Genomic DNA, 23,933 nt, shown 5'->3' on the forward strand with positions numbered 1-23,933 from the left:
CCTTGATAGGCTGAAGCCTTTGGGAACGTCGCGTTCCACAGTCGTAGGGATCGATCGTGACCGGAAGCAGAGCAGAGGGCGCCTATCTGCGCGCTCTTGCGGCGTTCAAGACGCCGACGCTCGACCTGCTGCACGGCCGGTATGCGCCTTTCGTCGTCGCGGCGCTGAGCCAGATGTTCTCCGCCGACCGGCCGACGGTGGCCGTCGCCGACGCCCATATCGAGGTCGGCGAGATGCTCGACCAGCTCCGCGCGGCGGGCTACGAGGACGACGACCGCCGGCTGCCCGCCACCTCCGGTCGTGAGGTGTGCCGGTACTGGGTCAAGGTCGGCTGGCTCGGTCAGCAGATCGAGGGCGAGAGCGAGGTCTACCGTCTGACCGCGCACGCCGTGCGCGCGCTGGAGATCGCCGACCTCACCGGTGGCGGCGCGCGCGTCTCCAACTCCCGGGTGCGCACCCTGCTCGAGGCCGTGGAGCGCCTCGCGGGGAATGCGGACGGCGATCCGGCACGACGTCTCGCGCGCCTGCGTGCGGAGCGCGCCGCGCTCGATGCTCAGATCGCGGCGCTCGAGAGCGGGGCGGCCGACCCGGTGCCGGACGACGAACTGCTCGAAGAGGCCGAGAACGTCCTGCACCTCTCCCGGGGGCTGCCGGCGGACTTCACGCGCGTCGCGGAGTCGATCAAGGCGATGCAGCGCGACGTGATCCGCGACCTCCGCCGCGACGAGCGCCCGACCGGCGAGGTGCTGCGCGAGTACCTGCTGCGCGGCCAGCAGGTCATGCAGTCCACGCGCGAGGGGCAGGCGTTCGCGGGCGCGCTGCGCCTCATCGGCGACCCCGAGCGGATCGACGAGCTCACGGATCAGCTGCACGGCCTGCTCGCGCGCCCCTTCGCGCAGCTCCTGGACGGCACGCAGCGCACGGAGCTCGACATGATCGGGCGCCGCATGGAGCTGGGCGTGCAGGAGGTGCTGACCGCGCAGCGTCGCGCCTCGCACGTCATCGCGGGTCAGGTGCGCACGCACGACCCCGCGCGCGATCGCCAGGTCGACGAGCTGCTGCGCGACGTCATCGCGGGGATGCAGGCCTGGACGCAGACGCGGACCCCGGAGACCCCGGTGGATCCGCTCCGCCGCCTGCCGGTCGCGAGCATCGGCCACCTGCGCCAGTCGCTCGGCGACATTCGCCCGCCCGGGTCGCCGGCGGCGCTGCTCACGCAGGGGCAGGACGTCGAGTTCGTCGACGCCGACACGCGCGCCTGGGGCGGCCCGCACTACGCCGAGCTCGAAGCCCACGTCTCCGGACTCGGCGACACGTTCGACCTCGGCGAGGCGTTCCAGGCGATCGTCGCGGAGAGCACTCGCCGCCCGGTCGATCTGCTCGGTCTGCTCGAGATCGCCCACCGCAACGGCCTGGCAGAGACGGACGGGATGTCGATCGTGGAGACCGTGCGTCCCGACGGCACCGCGCGCCGATTCGCCTTCGGATCCGTGACGGCCCGTGCGAGGAAGGAAGAGGAACGATGACCGCCGATGTTGCAGAGACCTCCGATGCCACCGAGACCTCGGGGTTCATCGAGCCCGTCGCGATGGAGGACGACCTCGCCGAGCTGTTCCCCGGCGACCGCGGGGTGCTCGACCGCGAGGTGCGGCGCACGCTCGCGCTCATCCTGCACCGGCGCTTCCTGCTCGCCGACCGCAACCGCACCGAGTGGCGCACCCTCCTCGACCACCAGACGGTGATCGAGTCGCGCCTCAACGACCTGTACATCCGGCTGATCGTCGATCACGAGCACGGCCTTGCCTACAAGCAGCAGATCCGCGTCGACGAGCTCGACATCCCGATTCTCTTGCGCGATACGCCCTACACCCGCTCCGAGACCCTCGTGCTGGTGCACCTGCGCACCGTCTACGAACGGGAGAACGTCGCCGGCGAGGCCGCGCCGCGCATCGACATCGAGGATGTCGAGCAGACCGTGCTCAGCTACTTCACCGATGCCGACGGCGACATCTCGCGACGGCAGAAGGCCGTGCGCGATGCGATGCGCAAGCTCTCGAACGACGGGATCATCAGCGAGGAGACCACCGGCCGCTACCGGATCGGTCCCCTCGTCGAGGTCGTGCTGAGCGCGGAGAAGCTCACCGAGCTGCGCGACTGGCTGCGCGAGAGCGCCGCCGAACGACGCGCCGCTGCGGGTGGCATCGCGCTCGACGAGGACGCCGAGGAAGCCCTGGAGGACGCCCTGTCATGACCATGGTCGACACTCTCTTCGGACTCATCCCCGAAGCCTCCCGCGGCCAGCAGTGGGTCGCCGAGGATCTGCAGCTGGTGAACTGGGGCGGCTACGACGGAGGACCGCACCGCGTGCGGTTCTCTCCCGCCGCGACCCTGCTCTGCGGCGGATCCGGATCCGGCAAGTCGACGCTCATGGACGCCTACATCGCGCTCATGATGCCGCACACCACCCCGTTCAACGGTGCGTCGAACGGGGGCGTCACCGGTCGCCCCCGTGGCGACGAGCAGCGCAACGTGCTCTCCTACGGCCGCGGCAAGCTCGACGAGACGCGCACCGAGGAGGGGACGAAGGTGCAGGTGCTCCGCGGCGACGGCGAAGACACCTGGACCGCGATCGCGATGACCTGGCGCGACCACGACGACTCGCGCTTCACGGCCGTGCGCGCCTGGTACATCCCCGCAGGTGCGCGTGTGCTCGAGGACACGGTGCGCGTACGCGCGACGGCGAACACGGCGTTCGATCTCGCGACGCTCGAGCGCGCGGCCGTGCAGCGCCTCACCGACGCCTCCGTGCGCGCCGCCGGGTTGGAGCCCGTGGGCACGGACCGCGAATTCTCGGCCCGGCTGCACTCGGTCCTGGGCATCGGGGCCGCCGGATCCGGCGCGAACGCGATGAGCCTGCTCGCCCGCATCCAGGCGGGACAGCAGATCACCACGGTCGACGACCTTTACAAGCGCCTGGTGCTCGAGGAGCCCGAGACGATGCGCACCGCGGACGCCGTGGTCGTGCACTTCGACGAGCTGGAGAGCACGAAGCAGCGCATGCTCGTCGCACGACAGCAGGTCGCCGCTCTCGAGCCGATCCGCGACCTGCGTCGGCGCATCGAGGCCGCGGCCGGGCGGATGACGCTCATCGACGCGGTCGGCGTCTTCGAGGATCCGGCATCCGTCGCCTCCCTGTGGCGCGCCGAGCGGCGCATGGATCTGCTCCGCGAGGTGGAGGGCGAGCTCCGCGACCGCACGCGCGAGCTCGATGTCCTCGTGCGGGAGAAGCGCGTGCAGGCGGAGGCCGCGGAGGTCGAGCACGACGGCCTGCGGGATCTGCTGCGCGAGCGCGGCGGCGACCGGCTGGAGACCGCGCAGCGGGAGCTGCGCGGCGTCGAGCGGCGTCTTGAGGAGGCACGGGCGCTTCGCGCGAGGTTCGATGAGGACCTGCGCGCGCTCGGTGCGGAGGTGCGCAGCCGGGCGGAGTTCGACAAGCTCGTCGGCCGCGCCCGCACGGTGCTCGGCGACGCGGATGCCAAGGGCAGCGCGCGCGAGGCCTGGGCCGACGCACGTCGCGCGAGAGACGGCCTGAAGGCCGAACTCGCGCAGCGCGAGCGCGCCGCCGAGGAGGCCACGGCGTTCTCCGGCAACATCCCGGGCGATCTGTACCATTCCCGCGAGCTGCTCGCCGAGGCGGCGGGGCTCGAACCGCACCAGCTGCCCTTCGTGGGCGAGCTCATCGAGGTCCGCACCGAGTACGAGCCCTGGCGCGAGGCGTTCAACCTCGCCCTCGGCGGTTTCGCCACGACCGTCTTGCTCGATGTCGCCGATCTCGATCGGTTCCGCACCGCGATCGACGGCGTCCGCACTCCGCGCCGGCTCACCTACCAGGGCGTGCACACCGGTCTCCGTACGAGCGGCGGGGGAGCGGAGAACCGCCTTTCGGGACGTCTCGAGTACGCCGACACGCCTTTCACGGGCTGGCTGCAGGTGCGTCTGGCCGAGCGGTTCGGCTTCGTCTGCGTGAACTCCGCCGCGGAGCTCACAGCGCACGAGCAGGCGCTCACGATCACCGGCCAGGTCTCCCGCGGAGACCAGGGCGCGCACGGCGGGCACGGCAGGGCGAACGTGCTCGGCTTCTCGAACCGCGCCCGACTGCGGGAGCTGGAGACTGCGGTCGAGGAGCTGCGACCGGCTCTCGAGCGCGCGGAGGAGGCCGTGACGGCGGCCGAGACGGCGCTGGACCGGTTCGACGCCGAACGTGCGGCCTTCGCGAGGATCGTGGATGTGGTGTGGGATCAGGTCGACGTCGATGCCCTCGTCGCCGTGCAGGAGCGTTGGCGCGGCGTCGAGTCGGAGGTGGCGGAGAAGAACCCTGACATCACAGGGGTCGCGGCGCAGATCGAGAAGGCCAAGGCACTCGCGGGACGACTCCGCGAGGAGATCGGCGCGGCCACGGCCGAACGCCAGCAGGTCGAGCGGCGCTGGGGCGAGATCACCGACGACGTCGACGCCGGTCAGACGCTGATCGACGAGGCGGCCGGATCCGATCGCGCCGTGGGCGCGGAGCAGGCGCAGTACCTCGACGACCGCTTCGCCTCGCCCGCGTCGGCCAAGGCCGCGCCCTCGGTGCTGCTGGAGCGCTTCGACGGCGCGCTGCAGACCGCCGGCACCCGGCTCACCGAGGACCGCGCGAGCGCCTTCGAGGCGCACCACGAGCAGCGCGAGAGCATGCGCCGCCTGATGAGCGGGTTCCTGGAGCGCTGGGAGAACCCGAACCTGATCGCCGACCCGGATCTCTACGTCGACGACTTCGAGAGCATCCTCACGGCGCTGGAGACGAGCGGACTGCACCGGCTCGAGAGCGAGTGGAGGGATAGCCTCGTCCACCTCTCGGGCAACGACCTCACGAACCTCGACTCCACGCTCGGCCGGGCGCTCCGGGACATCCGGGAGCGGATCGAGCCGATCAATCGGATCATGCAGGACCTCCCGTTCTACGACGACCACCACCGCCTGCAGATCACGATCCGCGAGAGCCAGTCCGAGGCGCGCAAGCGCTTCCGCCGTGATCTGCGCGAGGTGCGAGGGCTCATCGAGGCCGCCTCCGGCGATCAGGAGCGCGAGCAGGCCTACCGCCGGATGTCGCGCCTCATCGGGCACCTGCGACGCTCCGCGCCCGACTTCGCCGACCTGATCGACGTGCGCAACCACGTGCGGGTGAGCGCCGAGCGGGTCACGGCCGACACCAAGCAGCACGTCGCGCTCTACGACCACATCGGCGAGAAGTCCGGCGGCGAGTCGCAGGAGCTCATCGCCTTCATCGTCGGCGCGGCGCTCCGCTATCAGCTGGGCGATGCCGGAGCGGAGCGTCCGCGCTACGCCCCGGTATTCATGGATGAGGCCCTCATCAAGGCCGACGCGCACTTCACCAAGCGCGCGATCGGCGCGTGGCGCGGGCTCGGGTTCCAGCTCGTCATCGGGGCGCCCAACGACAAGTACAGTGCGATCGAACCGCACGTCGACGTGGAGTACGACATCCTGAAGGACACGCAGGGCCGATCCTGGGCGAAGCTCAAGGTGGCGCTGCCAGCGGCTCACTGAGCCGTGGCGCGGATCTTCGGATCAGGGCCGGCGCGTCACCAGTCGCTGCGGTCGAGCGCTGCCCGCAGATCGCTCATCGCGCGCTGGTCCTCGCGGGTGGGCACGCCGCCGCGCTGCAGTATGCGGCGGGGCAGCCACGCCGGCATCGCGAGACGCGGGCGTCGCTGCGGCGACGCCGCGGTGTCCGCAGCGGAGCGCGGGGACGCGTCCGTTCGGGTCAGGGGGATCCGGAGAGGAGTGGGGGTCGTGGCGGTCTCGGTCATGACGTTAAAGCTACGAGCGTAAGGATTCTGCCACCAGATGGCGGAAAGACTTTCGCCATAAAGATTCTGCCACTATGATCGCAACATGCTGCACAGCGTCACCCTTCCCGTGATCGACGGGCTCGCGGTCTTCGAGTTCGGCCTCCTCAGCGAGGTGTTCGGACTGGACCGCAGCGTCTACTCGGACGTCCCTGCGTTCGACTTCCGCGTGTGCGGCATCGAGGCGGGGAGACCCGTGACCACCGAGGTCGGGGTGCAGGTCACCCCCGCGTACGGGCTCGAGGCGATGGAGCACGCCGACGTGATCGCCGTGCCGGCGGGACGGGTGCGCCCCGCCGAGGAGTACCCGGCCGAGCTGCTGGATGCGCTGCGCCGTGCCGCGGATCGCGGGGCGATCCTGCTGAGCGCCTGCTCCGGGGCCTTCATCCTCGGGGCGGCCGGCCTGCTGGACGGCAGGCCGTGCACGACGCACTGGAGGTACGCGGAAGAACTGCAGCGGCGCTACCCGACGGCGCGCATCGACCCGGACGTGCTGTTCGTGGACGACGGCGACCTGATCACGAGCGCCGGCACCGCGGCGGGCATCGATGCGAGTCTGCACCTCGTGCGCCGTGAGCTCGGCAGCGCGATCGCCAACGTCATCGCCCGGAACATGGTCGTGCCGCCGCAGCGCGACGGCGGGCAGCGCCAGTACATCGAGCGACCGGTGCCCCAGGCCGACTCGGATGCGATGGGTGACATCCTGGCGCACATGAGCGAGCGTCTCGGCGCCTCGCACTCCGTCGCGTCGCTCGCGCAGCGCGCGCACATGTCCACCCGCACGTTCGCGCGGAGGTTCGTCGCGGAGACCGGGGTGACGCCGATGCAATGGCTCACTTCTCAGCGCGTGCTGCACGCGAGGCTCGCCCTCGAGACGACGGACGCATCGATCGAGGAGATCGCCACGACCTGCGGGTTCGGCAGCGCGACGCTGTTCCGGCACCACTTCACCCGCGAGGTCGGGATCGCACCGACGGCCTACCGTCGCACGTACGCCTGCGACCTCGCGGAGGAGACGGCGGAGCGAGAGTTGCTGTCCTTCGGATAGCGACCCGTTGCTCGCCCGGGATTCGGCGGCAGGTTCGCGGGCGGCGTCACCGCTGTCACCATCGGTGGTCGCCGCCGATAGTGACGCGTCCCGGCGAAGAATCCCCCGGGCGTCCGCAGATCGATGCGCGGAACACGGAGAACGCTCGGGACGTTGCATCGGCCGTGGACATCCTCGACAGTATCGTGATCGGCGCCGGCCAGGCCGGCCTGTCGAGCTCGCACCATCTGCGCCGGCTCGGCATCGGGCACGTGGTCCTGGACGCGGACGAGGCACCGGGCGGCGCGTGGCAGCACCGTTGGGACGCGCTCACGATGCAGGACGTGCACGGCGTCGCCGAGCTGCCGGGATCCGTTCCGCCTCCGCGCACGGCGGAGCGGGCGAACCGCGCGGTGCCGGCCTACTTCGCCGGCTACGAGCGCACCCACGAGCTGCCGGTGATCCGGCCGGTGCGCGTCGACCGGGTGGCCGATGACGACGGGATTCTCGTCGTGCACGCAGGCGATCGGAGCTGGCGCTCGCGCACCCTCGTGAACGCCACGGGCACCTGGACGCAGCCGTTCCTGCCGCATTACCCGGGGATGGAGACCTTCCTCGGGGAGCAGCTCCACACGGTCGACTATCCGGGACCGGAGCACTTCCGCGGCAAGCGCGTGCTCGTCGTCGGCGGCGGGGCGTCGGCCGTGCAGTTCCTGGGTGCGCTGGCGCCGATCGCCGACGTGATGTGGGCCACGCGCCGCCCGCCGGTGTGGCGCAGCGACGACTTCACCCCCGAGGCGGGAGCCGCCGCCGTGGCGCTCGTCGAACAGCGCGTCGCGCAAGGGCTCGCCCCGCAGAGCGTGGTCAGCGTGACCGGTCTGATGCTGCGGCCGCAGGAGCAGGAGGCGGCGCGGCTCGGCGTCTACGACGCACGCCGGCCCATGTTCGAGCGCATCGAGCCGGACGGCGTCCGCTGGGCGGACGGCTCGTTCGAGCCTGTGGACGTGATCCTCTGGGCGACGGGGTTCCGCCCCGCGATCGGGCACCTCGCTCCGCTGCACCTGCGCAGCGAGCGCGGCGGGATCCAGCTGGACCGAGACGGGCGGGGGACGACGGCCGTGAAGGATCCGCGGATCCAGCTCGTGGGGTACGGCCCCTCGGCGAGCACGATCGGCGCGAACAGGGCCGGTCGCACCGCGGCGCGCGGCGTGCAGTGGTACCTCGCGCGCACGCCGGCCGCGGTCGACGCGGGCTGAGCCGATCCGGCCTGCGGGCTCAGCGGATGATGCGGATCGAGCCGGTCGCGGTGGACGGGGCGACGGGGCGCGTGATCCGCAGCGCGTCCGCGAGCAGCGCGCCGACCTTCGTCCCGATGCACAGGCTGATGAAGATCATCGGGGCGGCCGCGAGCGCCGCCGCGTCGAACGACGCGAGCGCGACGAGCCCGACCGTGCCGGGGACCAGCAGCAGGAACGCCGGCTGGAACGAGACCGTCGCGGGGACCGCGAGCGTCATCCTCTCCAGCACGCGCGCGGCGAGGAACAGCAGCCCGGCCGTGATCCCCGTCGCGACGGTGCTGCCAGTGTACGGGCTGAGCAGCATCAGCGCCGCATAGGTGCAGATCATCACGATCACCGTCGCGATCGTGAGACGGAAACCGGATCCGAAGCTCAGCCCGATCCCGATCGCGAGCACCACCACGCCGATCCAGCTCCACGCCAGAGGCGGCACCGCCTCCCACCCGCCGTGCCCCGTGACGAGCGAGGTCTCGCCGACGAGGGCGGCGGAACGCGGATCCACGCGCAGCCCGGTGGCCGCGGCGCCGGTGAAGATCCCCGCCGCCATGAACGTGAGCATGATCAGGCCGTACACCAGCCGCGACGCCCCGGTGACGATGTCGGCCGCGGTGAGTTCGAGCAGCGCATTTGTGATGAGGGCGCCGGGGACGAGGAGCGCGACCGGCGCGCACACCGCGAAGAGCGGCACCGCGCCCAGATCCAGGCGATCGGCGACCACCCCGACGACGAGGGTGGAGATCAGCGACGCCACGAACGGGACCACGGCGGCTGCGGCGCGGATCCGTTCCGTCGCCAGCACGATCGCGGCGACGAGCCCGCCGACCAGCAGCGCGAGCACGATCGCCCACCACGGGCAGCGGAACAGCACGGCGAGCCCTGCGGCGAGGAGTGCGCCGCCGAGCGCCGTCTGCAGGACCGGGTGCCTGCGCTCCAGCCCGCGGATGTGCGAGATGTGCGCGGGCACCTGGTCCAGCGTGACGCGTCCCGCCTCGAGCCGTCGCGCGAGGCGGGACGCGTGCGCGGTCTGGCGGAAGGTCAGCCCCGGCCCGCCTCCGGCCGAGATCGTGGTCGCTCCCGGAACGCCGGGACGGCTCACGAACACGTGCTCGGGAAGCACCGCGAAGGAGAGGTCGGTGCCGGGCGCGGTCGCGTCGCGGGCACGCTCGAGCGTGCCGCGGACGTCGGTCACGGACACGCCGGAATCGAGCAGCAGCGCGCCGAGGTCACCGAGGGCGACGTCGGGGGAGACGGGGTCGGAAGAGGACATCACCTGAAATCGTAGAACGTGCGGCCGCTCGCCGACGGCAGGTGGACCCCGGGGACGCCCAGCCACGGGCGACCTAGGCTGGAGGCATGCGGGTGTTCACGAGGCGATCCCACGAGTCGCACGCGGCCGGCCCGCGTGCAGGCGCCGTGGTTCTGCTGCTCTCGACCCTGCTCGCCGCATCCGCCTGCGCACCGAATCCCGCGTCGTCGGGGGGAGCCGGAGTGGCAGCGCCCACCGCGCACACGCAGAGCGCCGCACCCGCACCGACGTCGTCCCCGCGCTCCCGCGCGCAGGACGCCGTGGCGCGGATGGATCTCGCGCAGCAGGCGTCCGCCGTGGTGATGGGCAACACGCCTGGTACGGATCCGACGGCGATGCGCGCGATGATGAGCCGCGGATTCGGCGGGTTCATCCTGATGGGCTCCAACGTGCCCGCCACCCCGGACGAGCTGCATGCGATCACCGCCGCGCTCACGACCGACCCTGCGCTGCCGCCCCTGATCGCGACCGACGAGGAGGGCGGAGACGTGGTCCGCCTGCCCTGGGACGATCAGCCCGGTGCGGACGTGCTCAAGGCGCAGTCCCCTGCCGTCACCAGGGCGGCGTTCGCCCGGCGCGGGATGCTGCTCGCGCAATCGGGTGTGACGGTCAACTTCGGGGTCGTCGCGGATGTGGCGTCTTCGCCGGAGTCGTTCATCTACGACCGCTCGTTCGGCACGGATCCGACGGCCGCCGCCGAGCGCGTCGACGCGGCCGTGCGCGGAGAGGCGTCCTGGGTGTCCTCGACCCTCAAGCACTTCCCGGGACACGGGGCCGCCGAGGGGGACTCGCACCACATGATCCCGAGCACGGGCATGGACCTGGAGACCTGGCGCTCCCAGGTGGCGCCGCCGTTCCTCGCCGGGATCGGGGCGGGTGCGCCGATCGTGATGATGGGGCATCTCGCGTACACGGCCGTCGACGCGCAGCCCGCGTCCCTGTCGCCGCGGTGGCATCAGATCCTGCGCGACGACCTCGGCTTCCGCGGCGTGATCGTCACCGACGATCTCGACATGCTGGTCGATTCCGGCGATCCCGCGTACGCGGACGAGGTGGCCGACGCCGTGCAGGCCGTGGTCGCCGGGAGCGACCTCGTGCTCGCCCTCGACGGTGCGGGGCCCGACACGGCGCAGAAGATCGCCGACGGGCTGGTCGCCGCGGTCCGCAGCGGCGCTCTTCCCGCCGATCGGCTCCGCGAGGCGGCGTCCCGGGTGGTCGCGCTCCGGCTGGACGTCGCCGCCCGTCGGCACTGAGCAGTCGCGGCTCCGCGCGTCAGCGCGCCGTGCCCCGCCAGCCCTCGAGGATCCGGGCGCGCAAGATGTTGCCGCGCTCGGCGAACTCGCGCTGACGGCGCACGTACTCCGCCTTGCCCTCCGCGGTCTCGATCCGCACCGGGACGACGCCCCAGTCGGAGAGATCGTAGGGGGCCGCCTCCATGTCCAGGACGCGGATGTCGCGGGCCAGCTCGAACGCGTCGAGCAGGATCTCGCCGGGGACGAGCGGTCCCAGCTTCATCGCCCACTTGTAGACGTCCATGCCCGCATGCAGGCAACCGGGCTGCTCGAGGAGGGGCTGCGTCTCGCGGGTCGGGACGAGCCGGTTGCGCGGCACCGCCTCCGGTGTGAAGAAACGGAACGCGTCGATGTGCGTGCAGCGCAGCTCGCCATGCTCCACCACCGCGTCGGTGCCCGCCTGCCCCAGCCGCAGCGGCACCGCGTGCCGGTGCTCCGGCGTGCGGTACACCATCGCCCACTCGTGCAGGCCGAAGCAGCCGAACTGCCCGGGACGCGCGGCCGTGCGTACCAGCATCGCGTGCACGAGGCGCGCGAGCTCCGGCTTGTCGGCCGCGAAGGCGTCCGCGTCGGGCATGACGGCATCGGATCCGGATCCGGATGATGTGACGTCGGGATCCGGCGCGGGGGAGTACCAGCGCCAGTCCGCCCGCTCCGCGGCGTCCTCGAGCGCCACTCCCGCCCCGGGATGCCAGCGGCGCAGCTGGCCCGGCTTGTAGCCGTAGTACGTGAACAGGAAATCGTGCACCGGGTGCTTCTCGCAGCGGGCCTGGCGGGCGCGGTGCTCCGCGGTCAGCGCGTCGGCGCGCTCCGCGTGCGCCTCCGCGCGAGCGGACCAGGTTGCGCGATCCAGGCGCGTGCGAGGGGCCGCCGTCGCGGCAGAGCCCGGCGCCGAGGCGAGAGCAAGGGCCGGCGCGCCGGCTGGGCCGCTCATGGCTCCGAGCGCACGACGCCGGCGTCGATGAGCTCGTCGAGGATGCCTGCGCCGTCCTCCGCGCTCACCCATGGCGCGAGATCCTCGTCGCGTGCCTCGGCATCGGCGCCGTCGCCGTCGGCACGAGCCGCGGCGCGACGGCCGGCGAGCACGCCTTCCGCGGGGAGCAGGCGACGGATCGCGACCGCGGCGACGTTCTCGGGGTGATCGATGAGGAACTGCCCGTAGATGGCCTCGTCGTGCTGCCCGTCGTCGCCGATCAGCAGCCACCGCATGTGCGGGAACTCCTCCGCGAGCCGGGAGAGGTTCCGCAGCTTGTGCTCTCGTCCGCTGCGGAACCAGCGCTCGTGCGTGGGGCCCCAGTCGGTGAGCAGCATGGACCCGGCGGGGAAGAGATGCCGGGAGAGGAAGCGGTTGAGCGTCGGAGCCACGTTCCAGGCGCCCGTGGAGAGGTAGATCATCGGCGAGCCGGGGTTGTCCCGCATGAGTCGCTCGAGCAGCACCGCCATGCCGGGGACCGGGGTGCGCGCATGCTCGTCGACGACGAACGAGTTCCACGCGGCGATCAGCGGGCGCGGTAGGGCCGTCACCATGACCGTATCGTCGACATCGGAGATGACCCCGAAGCGGACGTCGTCGGCGACGACGAACACCCGCGCGGGGATCGGGTCCTGGCCTTCGACGGCCATCGTCACCTGCTGCCATCCCGGGGCGAGGTCTGCGTCGATGCGGCAGTCGACGACGCCGCCGCGATCCGCTGCGACCTCGTGCGTGCGGCCCGCGACGGTGATCGTGACGGTCGCGAAGCTCACCGGGATGCCGACGAAGCTGCGCCAGCCTCGGACGCTCGCGTCCTTGCCGCCGCGGCGGGTCTTCGGCAGGATCAGGACCCGGCCGACGACCCGGATCCAGCCCGCGCCGCCGTAGCCCGGGAAGGGCACGATGCTCGCGGTGCGGCCGCGTTTGCGGGCGCGCCGCTCGCGCCACGCGTGGAAGCGGTGCTCCAGGCGGGCGAACCAGTGGATCCGCTCCGGTCGGGCTGAGGACGAGGGCATAGCGCCTCTAGTCTTTCATGTCCGCGCGCGGACGCAGGCTCCGGCGCGGAACGCCGGTCCGCGTGGGCTGGGATAATCTGGAGGTTGCCCTGTTCGGGGCATTCTTTTCCCCTGCTGCAGAGAATGGTCGTCGCGTTGTCTGAGAACCCGTCCCACACCGCATCCCCGTCGATCGACGAGTCGCTGCCGGTGCACGAGCTTCAGGCGCGCCAGGCACAGCGGCTTCAGGAGAAGTGGCAGAGGTACTGGGCCGAGAACGAGACCTTCCAGGCCGGTGGCGCCGAGGACGTGCGCCCCCGCAAGTACGTGCTGGCGATGTTCCCGTACCCGTCGGGCGATCTGCACATGGGGCACGCCGAGAACTACCTCTACTCCGACATCGTGGCGCGCTTCTGGCGTCACCGCGGACACAACGTGCTGAACCCGATCGGCTGGGACTCCTTCGGGCTGCCCGCCGAGAACGCGGCCATCCGTCGCGGAGCGGATCCGCGCGAGTGGACGTACCAGAACATCGCCCAGCAGAAGGCGGGCTTCCAGGCCTACGGCGTCTCCTTCGACTGGAGCCGTGTGCTGCACACCTCCGACGAGGAGTACTACCGCTGGAACCAGTGGCTGTTCCTGAAGCTGTACGAGCGGGGCCTGGCCTACCGCAAGAAGAGCCCGGTGAACTGGTGCCCGAACGACCAGACGGTGCTCGCGAACGAGCAGGTGGTCGACGGGCGCTGCGAGCGCTGCGGTGCCGAGGTCGTCAAGAAGAACCTGACCCAGTGGTACTTCCGGATCACCGACTACGCCGACCGCCTGCTGGACGATCTGAACCAGCTCGAAGGCTTCTGGCCGCACAAGGTGCTGCAGATGCAGCGCAACTGGATCGGCCGCTCGATCGGCGCCGACGTGGACTTCGCGATCGAGGGCCGCGAGGGCGTCGTGACCGTGTTCTCCACGCGCCCCGACACGCTGCACGGCGCGACCTTCATGGTCGTTGCGCCCGACTCCGATCTGGCGTCCGAGCTGGCCGCGGGGTCGTCCGAGGACGTGCGGATGCGCTTCCAGGACTACCTGACCCAGGTGCAGAAGACGAGCGAGATCGACCGTCAGTCCGCCGACCGCCCGAAGACCGGTGTGTTCCTGGACCGCTTCGCGATCAACCCCGTGAACGGCGAGCGGCTGCCGATCTGGGCCGCCGACTACGTGCTGGCCGACTACGGCCACGGCGCGGTCATGGCCGTGCCCGCGCACGACCAGCGCGATCTCGACTTCGCCCGCGCGTTCGACCTGCCCGTGAAGGTCGTGGTGGACACGACCGCTCCGATCACCGGCGCGCTGCCCGTGATCGAGGTCGACGAGGACGGCGTCCCGATCGAGCCCCTGGAATCGCTCGACGACCAGCACCCGGCGAAGACCGGCGTCGCGCTGACCGGCGACGGACGCATGATCAACTCCGGCGAGCTGAACGGCCTCTCCAAGCGCAATGCGATCGCCCGCGCGATCGAGCAGCTGGAGGCGGCCGGCACCGGCCGTGCCGCGAAGAACTACCGCCTGCGGGACTGGCTGATCTCGCGCCAGCGGTTCTGGGGCACGCCCATCCCGATGCTGCACACGCAGGACGGCGAGATCGTGCCGGTGCCGGAGGAGCAACTGCCCGTGCGCCTGCCGAGCATCGAGGGCCTGGACCTGTCGCCGAAGGGATCCTCGCCGCTGGGAGCGGCGACCAGCTGGGTGCAGACGACCGTGCCCGGCACCGGCGAGCCGGCGCTGCGCGACCCGGACACCATGGACACCTTCGTGGACAGCTCCTGGTACTACCTGCGCTTCCTGTCGCCGAACAGCGACACCGTGGCCTTCGACGTGGACGAGGCCCGCCGCTGGGCGCCCATCGACTCGTACATCGGCGGTGTCGAGCACGCGATCCTGCACCTGCTGTACGCGCGGTTCATCACCAAGATCCTGTTCGACATGGGCCTGATCGACTTCACCGAGCCGTTCTCCAGCCTCATCAACCAGGGCATGGTGATCCTCGACGGCGCGAAGATGTCGAAGAGCAAGGGCAACCTGGTGCTCTTCCAGGAGGAGCTCGACGCCTACGGCGCCGACGCGCTGCGCGTCGCCCTGGCCTTCGCCGGCCCCGTGGAGGATGACAAGGACTGGAAGGATGTCTCGACGACGGGGGCGCAGAAGTTCCTGGCCCGTGCGCTGCGCGCGGCGCAGGACGTCTCGAGCGCCGTCGACGTCGTCTTCGACGGAGGCGATGCGGCGCTGCGCCGGATCACCCACCACCTGCTGGCCGACGCACCCGCGCTCGTGGAGCAGACCAAGTTCAACGTGCTGGTCGCGCGTCTGATGGAGCTGGTGAACGCGATCCGTAAGACGATCGACGCCGGATCCGGCCCTGCCGACCCCGCTGTGCGCGAGGCCGCGGAGACCGTGGCCGTCATGCTCGACCTCGTCGCTCCGCACACGGCGGAGGAGATGTGGGAGATCCTCGGACACGAGCCGTCCGTGGGACTCGTCACCTGGCGTCAGGCCGATCCGCTGCTGCTCGTCGAGGACACCGCGACCTGCGCCGTGCAGGTCAACGGCAAGGTCCGCACCACGCTCGAGGTGCCCGCCAAGATCGGCGACGCGGATCTCGAGGCGCTGGCCCGCGCGGACGAGAAGGTGCAGCGCGCACTCGACGGCAAGGAGATCGTGCGCGTCATCGTCCGGGCTCCGAAGATCGTGAACTTCGCCGTCAAGGGCTGAATCTCCATTGCGCTCCGGGGGGAAAGGAGCGCGCGCCCTCCGGGTGATGAGGCGCGTGCTCGGCACGGCGGTGATCATCGCGCTGGTCGCGGGCGGGGGGCTGCTGCTGGTCTGGCAGCTGCCGCGCCCCATCAGCGACACCAGCGCGATCGGCGTGCTCTGGCACACGCACAGCGATGAGCTGGGTGCCGCGTGGAATCGTGAGACGTGCGCGCAGGGGGTGTGCCGGCAGGACTACCGCGGGGGCACCATCTACGCCGCAGTCAAGGGCGACGCGCACATCGTGCGCGGCGGCGCGGTCGGCGAGACGTTCGACGAGCTCGGTGGCGTGGCGGCTCTGGGCCTGCCGATCGCGGAGCAGAGCGGACCCGCCGACCGGCCATGGCAGGCGTTCCAGCGCGCGGGCATCTTCGCGAACGAGGACGACGTCGCGGCGCTCGTGCGCGGAGTCTTCTGGCAGTCCTGGCTGCGCTTCGCGGAAGAGCGCCGCGGCCTCGGGTTCCCGAAGGGCCCCGAGCACAAGGACAGGCGCGGCATGCCGATGCAGGAGTTCGTCAACGGCGTGATCTACCTGCGCGATGGCGCGCCCGTGCCCACGATCTCGGATATCGCGGCCGCCCACCGTCGCGCCGGAGGGGCGTACGGGCCGCTCGGATACCCGAAGGGCACGCAGCGCGCGGTCGGCGATCGTCTCGTGCAGCAGTTCGACGGGGGCGAGGTGTGGTGGTCCGGTGACACCGGAGCCGCGTCGGTGCAGGCGCCGTTCCTCGCCGCTTACCATGACCGCGGCGGAGCGGACGGCTCGCTCGGCTTGCCCACGGCGGAGGCGTCGCGGCTCGAGAACGGCTCGATGCAGCCCTTCCAGGGCGGTGTGCTGTACCGCTCCGACACGGACGGGGCGATCCGCGCCACCACTGCCGGCGTCATCCAGGAGCGCTACGACGAGCTGGGCGGTCCCGAGGGCGAGCTGGGGCTGCCGACGGGGGAGAAGGTCGACGTCGCGGGGGGACGCTATCAGGCGTTCGCCGGGGGTGCGCTGCTGTGGCACGAGGGGGCGGGGGTGTTCCGCCTCGACGCCGCGAACTTCGCGATCTGGGTGGCGGATCCTGCCCGGTTCGGGTGGCCGACGAAGGACTCGCGGACCGACGAGCGCGGGGTGCACCAGGACTGGGAGAAGGCGCAGACCGTGCTGCGCGAGGGGCGCCTGCTCACCGTGCCGTCGACGCCTGTCGACGCTTCGACGGCCGTGCTCCTGTGCGATTCGCAGTGCAGCGGCAACTCCTGGATCGAGCAGGGCGCGCGGGGCGCGGGGTTCTCGAACATCGTGGAGTTCGGGTACGGCGGGTCGGGATATCTCGCGCCGATCAGCGGGCTGGGGACCGGCTTCACCGAGAGCGCGTCGCGCAACAGTCTGCTTCTTCCGGAGGGGGATCCTGGCGTCGTGATCGTCACCCTCGGAGGCAATGACGCGGCGCAGAAACGCGCTGCCTCTGACGTGACGGCCGCCGAGGAGCAGCTGATCGGGATGCTGCGTCAGGCCTACCCGAATGCCGCGATCGTGGTGGACGGCGTGATGAGTCGCAGCGATGCCGCTCACGCTGCTCGCCGGGCGATGGACGCGGCGGTGACCGAGCGGGCGCGGCAACTCGGCGTGCACGCGATCTCGGTCGCGGGGTGGGTCAGCGACTACGCCGCACCGCAGGCCGACAACGTGCACCTGGCACCCGCGGGGCACGACAAGATCGCTCCGCACTACGCCGACGCGCTGCGCGCGGTGCTCGGCCGCTGATCCGGCTTTCTCCGCGGGGCGCGCCGCGGGCGGAAATCCGGATCCGGTCAGATCCGCTCGAGGGGGTTGTCCGCGAGCTTGCCGACGATTCCGCCCTCGACGAGACGGCGCGCCTGGCTGTACGGCTTGCGCTCCGCCTGCTGCTGCACGCAGTCGCCGAACTCGGCGGCGAGGCCGAGCCGGGGGTACGCCGCCAGCACCTCGCGACGGAACTCCAGGGGGATCTCCTCATCCCGGCGTCCGGAGATGTCGAGACCGGTCGACGTCTCGAGCAGGTATCCCTCGACGTCTTGCGCGGGATCCACTGACGGCCAGTTGTGCCGCACGATGATCTCGTTGACGCGGCGCTGCCGCTCCACGGACCATCCGGCCCCTGCCGTCAGCGCTTCGCCCACGAAGCCGCCCGCCTCCTCGTAGCCGAGCACGTGGTTGTCATACGCCGGCGCGAGCCCGATGTCATGCAGCACGGCTCCGGTGTAGAGCAGTTCATGGTCGATCCCGCGGTGTCCCTCCACGATCGCGAAGGCCTCCGCCCACAGCCAGCTGCGCAGCACGTGATTGACCAGGGCGGCGGACTGGAACCGGATGACGAGCTCGTGGGCCCCGCGGGCCGCAGCGGTGTCGGGTGGGAAGAAATCGTGCAGGCGCATGGCGGCTCCGGGTCGATCGTGGGATGAGGCCAGCGTAACGCTCGGTGCGGCGGCGGCTCCGTGCCGCAGGCCTGTGCGGCTGGTGCGACGGAATGGTGAGCCGGATCTGGTCAGCAGATCAGAGTCGAAAACGGCTGATCCATTACGCGGTGTTATCGACTCTTGATCGACCTTGGAGATTTTTTTGCACCAAGGCGGAAATATGCCGATTCGGCTTGGTCGCCTTCCGTCGCGCCCCCTATGTTCAGCGGTGAAACTGCCAGGCGTCTCATAGCTTCGGCGGTTCGACCGGCGGAGAGCAAGGTCGGTGGAGGCCTCAGCTCGGTGGAACAGAAGACGCTTCAAGATGCGCTGAGGCCAGATAAGCTTGACCACATATTCGCATCCAAGCACAATTTTGACTCACTGACATACGCGTTTGGTGGCCGTGAAGCACTTCTTGAACAAATGGTGCGCAGCTTGGGAAAGAATCTCCCTGCCGATGGGGCATTCGAAGTCATTCGTTCCATCGGCGGACATGCTGTTACAATTAGGGGAGCAGTTATCGACGGAGTGCCTCGGATTGGAACCGCATTTATCCCATGAATTCCGAAAATAGCGCAAGGCACCTGGATCACGATATTGTGGCTCTCGTTGCGTATGTAAGCTCACAGTTAGGCGACGCGTCAAAGAGCCTTGAAGTACAGGCCAACTTGGCAATCGTTGAGAAGTACTCCAGCACAATGATTGACGTTAACGTACCCGCGCCGGCTCCCATCATCGATCTGCCAGACGGCCCTATCCCTGGTAGGTTTCTTGTCTATCGAGCGGGCAAGCTATCGGGCGAGGTGCTCGTCTGGGTGAAGGCGGGGCGGCTTATCGGGCTTGAACAAACTTGGTACGAAAATCTCCCCGAATCATGGCCCGCAATATCAGATTTGCGCCTAGCGTAACTGGTAAGTATGAGGTGGCAGCGGTGCGGCTCCGGGGAAACACACCGTGCTGGTGCTGGATAGGCGCTGTCGGCAATGCCTCGGTGGAGAGGCCGGAACCGTAGAGTTAGCGGCTTTGAAGAGTAAGCGAGCAACCTTGCTCCTGATCCTTGGGGGGATCAGTGATTACTGAACCGAGCATTGGCGGTGTCGTCATGGACGATGCCGAGATCAAACGGCATGTGGACGACATCGCGCGATTCGTGCTCAGCCGCCCGTCCGCGCTGGTGGTTCTCGTTCTCGGACCGCTCCTGCGGGTGTGGACCGGGCTGATGTTCTCGTCGGCCACCTGGCAGCCGCTGATCCTGGCTTTGGTCGGGTCGATCCTGTTGATCGTCGTTTTCGTCGTGATCACGCGGAGGTCCGCTTCTCGCGTCGTGTGGGCGCAGTATCCGGTGGGCTCGCGCGTGGTGGCAGAGGTCGACGGCGACGTGCTGCGCACGTGGACGGCGCTGAGCCGCGGCGAGACTTCCTTCGCGTTGCTGGCCGGAGTGCTAATCGTGGGCGGCACTGTTGTTTTGAAGCGCAGAGGCGGCTCGTTCGTCGTGGTCCTTCCCGCGGCAGCGTTTTCCGAAACCGATCTCGGCGCGCTGCAGGCGGCCTTCGCTGGGTAGATCAGCCCTCTGTACGTGAACAGGCATGGGCGTGCTCGATCGATGGTCTCCGTTGAGGATCCGAGTTCCTCCTACGCCGCCCGTCTTGCGTCCTTCGAAACGCTGGCGGAGCGTCGTACTCGTCCTCCACAGCGCCCGTATTGCGCGGGATCCGCACCTGTTGCGTGAAGTCGTCTCCGGTGGCGATCGCGCGCGCATAGCGTCGGCGTGTGAGTGAGCAAGCGGAGACGGAGGAGGCAGGCCCGACGCTCGTGGTGCGCGCACCACGGCGGTTTCGCCTGGGACTCGGCGCGGCCGTGGTGGTCGGGCTCGTGGCGGTCTCGGTCACGGTGGGCATCGGCCTGCTCGGCCGGGCGACGGTGCCGGAGGAGATCACGGTGTCGCCATCGCCGCGCGCGAGCGGCACCGCTGTCTCCGCGGGTGCGGTCTACGCCCACGTGCTCGGGGAGGTGTCGAAGCCGGGCCTCTACGTGCTCGATGACGGCGCGAGGGTCGCCGAGGCGCTGGCGGCGGCCGGAGGCACGCTGCCGACAGCCGACCTGGCCGCGGTGAACCTCGCCCGCACGGTCGCCGACGGAGAGCAGATCCTGGTGCCGGCGATCGGCGCGGCAGGCGCGGCAGGCGCTGCATCGGGCGCGGCGGCGGGAGGATCCGGTGCGGCGGGCGGGGGAGCGGCGGGCGGACTCGTCGACCTCAACACGGCCGACGTCGCCGCCCTCGACCAGTTGCCCCGGATCGGCCCCGCGCTCGCCCAGCGCATCATCGACTGGCGCACCGCCAACGGGCGCTTCACGAGTGTGGACGACCTCCTCGGCGTCTCCGGCATCGGCGAGAAGATGCTGGCGGGGATCCGCGACCTGGTGCGGGTATGACCGCGCCGGATCCGCGGGCTCCGCGAGGACGGCTGCGCGACGTGCGCATGGTGCCTGTCGCTGCCACCGCGTGGACGGTCTCGCTCCTGGTCTCGTTCCTGCCCTGGGCGGCCGTGACGGTGATCGCTTTCTCGGTGGCGGGGGTCGGGATCCTGCTCATCGTGTGCCGATTACGGATCCGCACCGCGGTCGCCCGCGCCGGGCCTCTCTCGATCGTCTGCCTGACCGTCGCCGCGGCGATCGCCGGTGCTGCGGCGGCCGCGACACCCGCCCGAGTACAGGCCGCCTCGCTGGCAGGGCACGTGGTGACCGCCGAGGTGAGCGTGCGGTCGCTTCCCTCACTCGGCGCCGACGGCCGGCTCTGGGCCGATGCAGATGCGTTCCGGCTCGGTCCGGGGGATCAGCCCGCTCCGCTGCGGGTGCCGGTGCGCATTGGGATCCCGCCCGACGCCGGATCCGCCACCCTGGGCCCAGGAACGGTGCTGCGATTCATGGCGCAGGCGAAACGCACGGATCCGGGAGAGCGGGCGGCCCTCGTGCTGTTCTCGAACGGGGCGGCGGTGCAGCTGTCGCGCGGCGGCCCGGTCGAGCGGCTCGCCGGCGACGTGCGTGCGGCGTTCATCGAGCGCGCCGGACGTCTGCCCGAACCCGGGTCAGAGCTTCTTCCTGGGCTCGCGGTCGGCGATGTGCGAGCCGTGAGCGACGAACTCGATGCCGCGATGAAGGCCAGCGGACTCTCGCATCTGACCGCCGTGTCCGGCAGTAACCTCGCGCTCGTGGCCGCGGCGGCGTTTGGGATCGTGGCTCTGTGCGGCGGCGGCAGGGTGCTCCGCATCGCCGTCGCGGTGGTGGCTCTCGCCGGGTTCGTGGTGCTGGTCACGCCGCAGCCCAGCGTCATCAGGGCGGCAGCCATGGTCGGAGTCGCCCTGACCGCGTTGCTGCTCGGGCGCCCGCGGGCGGGTCTCTCGGTCCTGCTGCTCGCGGTCACGGTGATCCTGCTCGTCGATCCGCATCTCGCGGCCACTCCCGGGTTCGCGCTGTCGGCCGCGGCCACAGCCGGTCTCATCGTGCTCGCGCCGCCACTGGCGCGGGGGCTCGCGCGCCGGCTGCCGCGGCCTGTCGCCCTCGCGATCGCGGTGCCGTTGTCGGCACAACTCGCCTGCGGCCCGATCATCGCGTTGTTCGCCGCACAGCAGTCCCTGATCTCCGTGCTGGCGAACCTGCTGGCCGCACCAGCGTCGCCGATCGCGACCGTGCTCGGTCTGCTCGCCTGCCTCGCCATGCCGCTCCCGCCGCTCGCCGACCTGTTCGCGGCCGCAGCCTGGCTTCCGTCGGCGTGGATCGCGCAGACCGCGGTGACGACCTCGGCGCTGCCGATGGCTACGATCGAGGCGCCGGCCGGCATCGGCACAACGCTCGTGGTGGCGGCGCTCAGCGCTGCAGTGTTCTGGGCGATCGCGCCGCGCCACCCGCTTCGCGCTCCCTGGCGCGTCATCGTCGGCGGGGTTCTCGCGGTCGTGGTCGGCGCGGGGGCGGGCTGGGGCATCGTCGCCGGTCCGGTCGCGCTCCTGCAGCGCCCGGCGGACTGGGCGATCGCCCAGTGCGACGTCGGGCAGGGCGACGCTGCATTGGTGCGCTCGGCCGGCCGCACGATGCTCATCGACACCGGGCCGGAGCCGGAGCCGCTGCGGCGCTGCCTCGACGGGCTGAGGATCGCGCGGATCGACTTGCTGGTGCTGACCCATTTCGACCGGGACCATGCCGGGGGCTCCGACGTGGTCGTCGGGCGGTCCGACGTCGTGCTGCACGGGCCAGTGGACACTCCTGCGCATCAGAGCCGGCTCGATCGGCTCGAAGCCGGGGGAGCGGACGTCATCCCAGCGGCGGCGGGGATGGCGGGGCGCTTGGGAGAAGCGGACTGGCGCGTGCTCTGGCCCCGCCGTGGCGAGAAGGCGTTCCCGCCGGGGAACGACACGGGTGTGATCCTGCAGGTCGAGGGCGGAGGCGTTCCGCGGAGCCTGTTCCTGGCGGACCTCTCAGCCACTGCGCAGGGCGCGCTCCGACGGCTCGCGCGTCCGCACGATGAGAGCGTCGTCAAGGTCGCCCATCACGGCAGCGCCGATCAGGATCCGCAGCTCTACACGGACTTGCACCCTGCGCTCGCCCTGATCTCCGTGGGCGCCGGGAACGACTACGGACACCCGCGCGCTCCGACGCTGGAGATGCTGAGGGCGCTGCGCGCGACGATCTTGCGCACGGATCAGCGCGGCATGATCCTGGTGTCGCAGGGGAAGACGGGATTGCGCGTCTGGGCTGAGCGCGCCTCTCCGGCGGACGGTCGGACGGGTCGTCCGCCATGATCGGCGATCAGCGGCGGTACGGATCCGCATCCCCACCACGGACCGGGGGCCGGAAACGCGACGAGGCCCCCGCCGGAGCCGGGGCCTCGTCGTGATCCGACGTCGGATCAGAAGACGTTGGACTCGAGCCAGGCGAGCGGGTCGATGGCGCTGTCGTTGATGTGCACCTCGAAGTGCAGACAGGAGCCGACCGTCCAGCCGGTGTCGCCGACCCGGCCGATGTACTGACCGGCGGTGACGCATTCACCGGCCTGGACCGCGCGGCTGCCGTAGGTCATGTGCCCGTACAGCGTCGAGACGGCGTTGCTGCCGCTGAGCGCCGTGTGGGCGATCTCGACCGTGACGCCGTAGCCCTGGTAGCTCTCCGAGGAGAGGGTGACGCAGCCGTCGGCGGCCGCGTAGATCGGGGTGCCGATGGGCGCGGCGAAATCCTGGCCCATGTGGCTGCGGCCGGTGCGCGCGGCGCCGAAACCATCCGTCAGCGTGTACGAGCCCGCTGCCATCGGGTAGATGACCTGGCCGGGCTTGGCGATCGAGGCGACGCCGGAGCGCTCGGCGGCGGCCGTCGCGGCCTGCATCGCGCTGAGCTCGGAGGGCGTGGTGGCGGTGAAGGTGCCGTGCACCTGGACGTCGGGGAGCACGCCGTTGGCGGCGGTGAACGACTGGGCGCGGATGTCTGCTGCCGCACTGGTCGCGGGCTTGGCGTCGCTCGCGCGCGCCATCCCGAGGGCGGGAAGCGCCGTGCCGACCACGAGTGCGGAGATCGCGAGGGCGGCGCCCGTACTGCGGGTGAGGTTCTTGCCTCCACGCCGGGGGCGCTTGCCGGCCGGGACGACGTGCGCAGGCAGCTGCTCGGGGGCTGCGGAGCGGGTCGCCGGCCGTGAGGCCTGCGGAGGCGCGGGGATGCGCGTCTGAGCGGTCGTGGGGGAGAACAGCGACGAGGTGGCAGGCTCTGCGGGGGTGCGCGAGAAGGCGGCGGGAACCGAGGGCTGCGCGGAGGCGGACGACTGTGCGGCGGCCTGTTCCCTCATCTCCCGTCGCGAACGGGGTGCGGCGGTGCCGGCGGTCGCGGACGGGGATTCTGACGTGCGGGCAGAGGTGTGCGCGGTTTCGGGGG

At 70.8% G+C, this 23,933-nt stretch carries 17 protein-coding genes; 11 read left to right on the forward strand and 6 right to left on the reverse strand.

Annotated elements, in window-relative coordinates; genetic code table 11:
* Window positions 1-56: 56 nt before the first annotated feature.
* Genes ACFC1J_RS01055 through ACFC1J_RS01065 form a run of 3 tightly spaced genes read left to right on the forward strand, consistent with a single transcriptional unit; the run spans window position 57 to window position 5,604 of the window.
* Window positions 57-1,526 (forward strand): DUF3375 domain-containing protein, encoded by a 1,470-nt coding sequence (locus ACFC1J_RS01055; protein ID WP_375901697.1) that lies wholly within the window; start codon window positions 57-59, stop codon window positions 1,524-1,526.
* A complete protein-coding gene (locus ACFC1J_RS01060) occupies window positions 1,523-2,251 on the forward strand; it encodes a DUF4194 domain-containing protein (protein WP_375901699.1) in 729 nt (242 codons plus the stop codon). Before ACFC1J_RS01055 ends, ACFC1J_RS01060 begins: the two co-directional genes overlap by 4 nt.
* Entirely contained in the window at window positions 2,248-5,604 is a 3,357-nt protein-coding gene (locus ACFC1J_RS01065; RefSeq protein WP_375901701.1) for an ATP-binding protein, read from the forward strand. Before ACFC1J_RS01060 ends, ACFC1J_RS01065 begins: the two co-directional genes overlap by 4 nt.
* A gap of 35 nt (window positions 5,605-5,639) precedes the next feature.
* Here the strand turns inward: ACFC1J_RS01065 and ACFC1J_RS01070 are convergent, their stop codons facing one another.
* A complete protein-coding gene (locus ACFC1J_RS01070; RefSeq protein WP_375901703.1) occupies window positions 5,640-5,867 on the reverse strand; it encodes a hypothetical protein in 228 nt (75 codons plus the stop codon).
* A gap of 85 nt (window positions 5,868-5,952) precedes the next feature.
* Here ACFC1J_RS01070 and ACFC1J_RS01075 point away from each other — a divergent pair, with 85 nt between their 5' ends.
* Window positions 5,953-6,954: a helix-turn-helix domain-containing protein gene (locus ACFC1J_RS01075; RefSeq protein ID WP_375901705.1), complete on the forward strand. Its 1,002-nt coding sequence runs from the start codon at window positions 5,953-5,955 to the stop codon at window positions 6,952-6,954.
* 164 nt (window positions 6,955-7,118) lie between these two features.
* Window positions 7,119-8,189 (forward strand): NAD(P)-binding domain-containing protein, encoded by a 1,071-nt coding sequence (locus ACFC1J_RS01080; RefSeq protein ID WP_375901707.1) that lies wholly within the window; start codon window positions 7,119-7,121, stop codon window positions 8,187-8,189.
* A gap of 19 nt (window positions 8,190-8,208) precedes the next feature.
* On the opposite strand, the gene ACFC1J_RS01085 is transcribed toward ACFC1J_RS01080, so the two are convergent.
* Window positions 8,209-9,498, reverse strand: coding sequence for a threonine/serine exporter family protein (locus tag ACFC1J_RS01085; RefSeq protein WP_375901709.1), 1,290 nt, complete (start codon window positions 9,496-9,498; stop codon window positions 8,209-8,211).
* Window positions 9,499-9,584: 86 nt separating this feature from the next.
* Between ACFC1J_RS01085 and ACFC1J_RS01090 the strand changes: the two genes are divergently transcribed.
* Window positions 9,585-10,790, forward strand: coding sequence for a glycoside hydrolase family 3 N-terminal domain-containing protein (locus tag ACFC1J_RS01090; RefSeq protein WP_375901711.1), 1,206 nt, complete (start codon window positions 9,585-9,587; stop codon window positions 10,788-10,790).
* Between the two features lie 19 nt (window positions 10,791-10,809).
* Here the strand turns inward: ACFC1J_RS01090 and ACFC1J_RS01095 are convergent, their stop codons facing one another.
* Together ACFC1J_RS01095 and ACFC1J_RS01100 are read right to left on the reverse strand one after the other, a co-directional pair.
* Window positions 10,810-11,763: a 3-methyladenine DNA glycosylase gene (locus tag ACFC1J_RS01095; RefSeq protein WP_375901713.1), complete on the reverse strand. Its 954-nt coding sequence runs from the start codon at window positions 11,761-11,763 to the stop codon at window positions 10,810-10,812.
* Window positions 11,760-12,818, reverse strand: a complete 1,059-nt coding sequence (locus ACFC1J_RS01100) for an App1 family protein (protein ID WP_375901714.1) — start codon at window positions 12,816-12,818, stop codon at window positions 11,760-11,762. Before ACFC1J_RS01100 ends, ACFC1J_RS01095 begins: the two co-directional genes overlap by 4 nt.
* Before the next feature lie 123 nt (window positions 12,819-12,941).
* On the opposite strand from ACFC1J_RS01100, the gene leuS reads away from it, so the two are divergent.
* Complete coding sequence (gene leuS / locus ACFC1J_RS01105; RefSeq protein WP_375901716.1) at window positions 12,942-15,560, forward strand: leucine--tRNA ligase; 2,619 nt, start codon at window positions 12,942-12,944, stop codon at window positions 15,558-15,560.
* A 46-nt stretch (window positions 15,561-15,606) separates the two neighbouring features.
* The gene (locus tag ACFC1J_RS01110; protein WP_375902693.1) at window positions 15,607-17,349 is read left to right on the forward strand and encodes a GDSL-type esterase/lipase family protein; all 1,743 of its coding nucleotides are present in this window, start codon (window positions 15,607-15,609) and stop codon (window positions 17,347-17,349) included.
* A gap of 47 nt (window positions 17,350-17,396) precedes the next feature.
* Here the strand turns inward: ACFC1J_RS01110 and ACFC1J_RS01115 are convergent, their stop codons facing one another.
* On the reverse strand, window positions 17,397-17,999 hold the full coding sequence (locus ACFC1J_RS01115; protein WP_375901718.1) for an HD domain-containing protein: 603 nt from the start codon (window positions 17,997-17,999) through the stop codon (window positions 17,397-17,399).
* Window positions 18,000-19,125: 1,126 nt separating this feature from the next.
* Between ACFC1J_RS01115 and ACFC1J_RS01120 the strand changes: the two genes are divergently transcribed.
* The 3 genes from ACFC1J_RS01120 (at window position 19,126) to ACFC1J_RS01130 (ending at window position 22,816) form a co-directional block, all read left to right on the forward strand.
* Window positions 19,126-19,584, forward strand: a complete 459-nt coding sequence (locus ACFC1J_RS01120) for a hypothetical protein (RefSeq protein WP_375901720.1) — start codon at window positions 19,126-19,128, stop codon at window positions 19,582-19,584.
* 209 nt (window positions 19,585-19,793) lie between these two features.
* Complete coding sequence (locus ACFC1J_RS01125; protein WP_375901721.1) at window positions 19,794-20,456, forward strand: ComEA family DNA-binding protein; 663 nt, start codon at window positions 19,794-19,796, stop codon at window positions 20,454-20,456.
* On the forward strand, window positions 20,453-22,816 hold the full coding sequence (locus tag ACFC1J_RS01130) for a ComEC/Rec2 family competence protein (RefSeq protein ID WP_375901722.1): 2,364 nt from the start codon (window positions 20,453-20,455) through the stop codon (window positions 22,814-22,816). Before ACFC1J_RS01125 ends, ACFC1J_RS01130 begins: the two co-directional genes overlap by 4 nt.
* A 107-nt stretch (window positions 22,817-22,923) precedes the next feature.
* On the opposite strand, the gene ACFC1J_RS01135 is transcribed toward ACFC1J_RS01130, so the two are convergent.
* Complete coding sequence (locus tag ACFC1J_RS01135; protein WP_375901724.1) at window positions 22,924-23,847, reverse strand: peptidoglycan DD-metalloendopeptidase family protein; 924 nt, start codon at window positions 23,845-23,847, stop codon at window positions 22,924-22,926.
* Window positions 23,848-23,933 lie beyond the last annotated feature (86 nt).

This window comes from Microbacterium sp. NPDC056052, assembly GCF_042266785.1.
GTDB lineage: Bacteria > Actinomycetota > Actinomycetes > Actinomycetales > Microbacteriaceae > Microbacterium.

Coding starts and splice junctions, on each gene's coding strand:
- ACFC1J_RS01060 (WP_375901699.1), top strand. CDS start 1,523: ATGACCGCCGATGTTGCAGAGACCTCCGATGCCACCGAGACCTCGGGG.
- ACFC1J_RS01065 (WP_375901701.1), top strand. CDS start 2,248: ATGACCATGGTCGACACTCTCTTCGGACTCATCCCCGAAGCCTCCCGC.
- ACFC1J_RS01070 (WP_375901703.1), bottom strand. CDS start 5,867: ATGACCGAGACCGCCACGACCCCCACTCCTCTCCGGATCCCCCTGACC.
- ACFC1J_RS01075 (WP_375901705.1), top strand. CDS start 5,953: ATGCTGCACAGCGTCACCCTTCCCGTGATCGACGGGCTCGCGGTCTTC.
- ACFC1J_RS01085 (WP_375901709.1), bottom strand. CDS start 9,498: ATGTCCTCTTCCGACCCCGTCTCCCCCGACGTCGCCCTCGGTGACCTC.
- ACFC1J_RS01090 (WP_375901711.1), top strand. CDS start 9,585: ATGCGGGTGTTCACGAGGCGATCCCACGAGTCGCACGCGGCCGGCCCG.
- ACFC1J_RS01095 (WP_375901713.1), bottom strand. CDS start 11,763: ATGAGCGGCCCAGCCGGCGCGCCGGCCCTTGCTCTCGCCTCGGCGCCG.
- ACFC1J_RS01100 (WP_375901714.1), bottom strand. CDS start 12,818: ATGCCCTCGTCCTCAGCCCGACCGGAGCGGATCCACTGGTTCGCCCGC.
- leuS (WP_375901716.1), top strand. CDS start 12,942: ATGGTCGTCGCGTTGTCTGAGAACCCGTCCCACACCGCATCCCCGTCG.
- ACFC1J_RS01110 (WP_375902693.1), top strand. CDS start 15,607: ATGAGGCGCGTGCTCGGCACGGCGGTGATCATCGCGCTGGTCGCGGGC.
- ACFC1J_RS01115 (WP_375901718.1), bottom strand. CDS start 17,999: ATGCGCCTGCACGATTTCTTCCCACCCGACACCGCTGCGGCCCGCGGG.
- ACFC1J_RS01120 (WP_375901720.1), top strand. CDS start 19,126: ATGGACGATGCCGAGATCAAACGGCATGTGGACGACATCGCGCGATTC.
- ACFC1J_RS01130 (WP_375901722.1), top strand. CDS start 20,453: ATGACCGCGCCGGATCCGCGGGCTCCGCGAGGACGGCTGCGCGACGTG.
- ACFC1J_RS01135 (WP_375901724.1), bottom strand. CDS start 23,847: ATGAGGGAACAGGCCGCCGCACAGTCGTCCGCCTCCGCGCAGCCCTCG.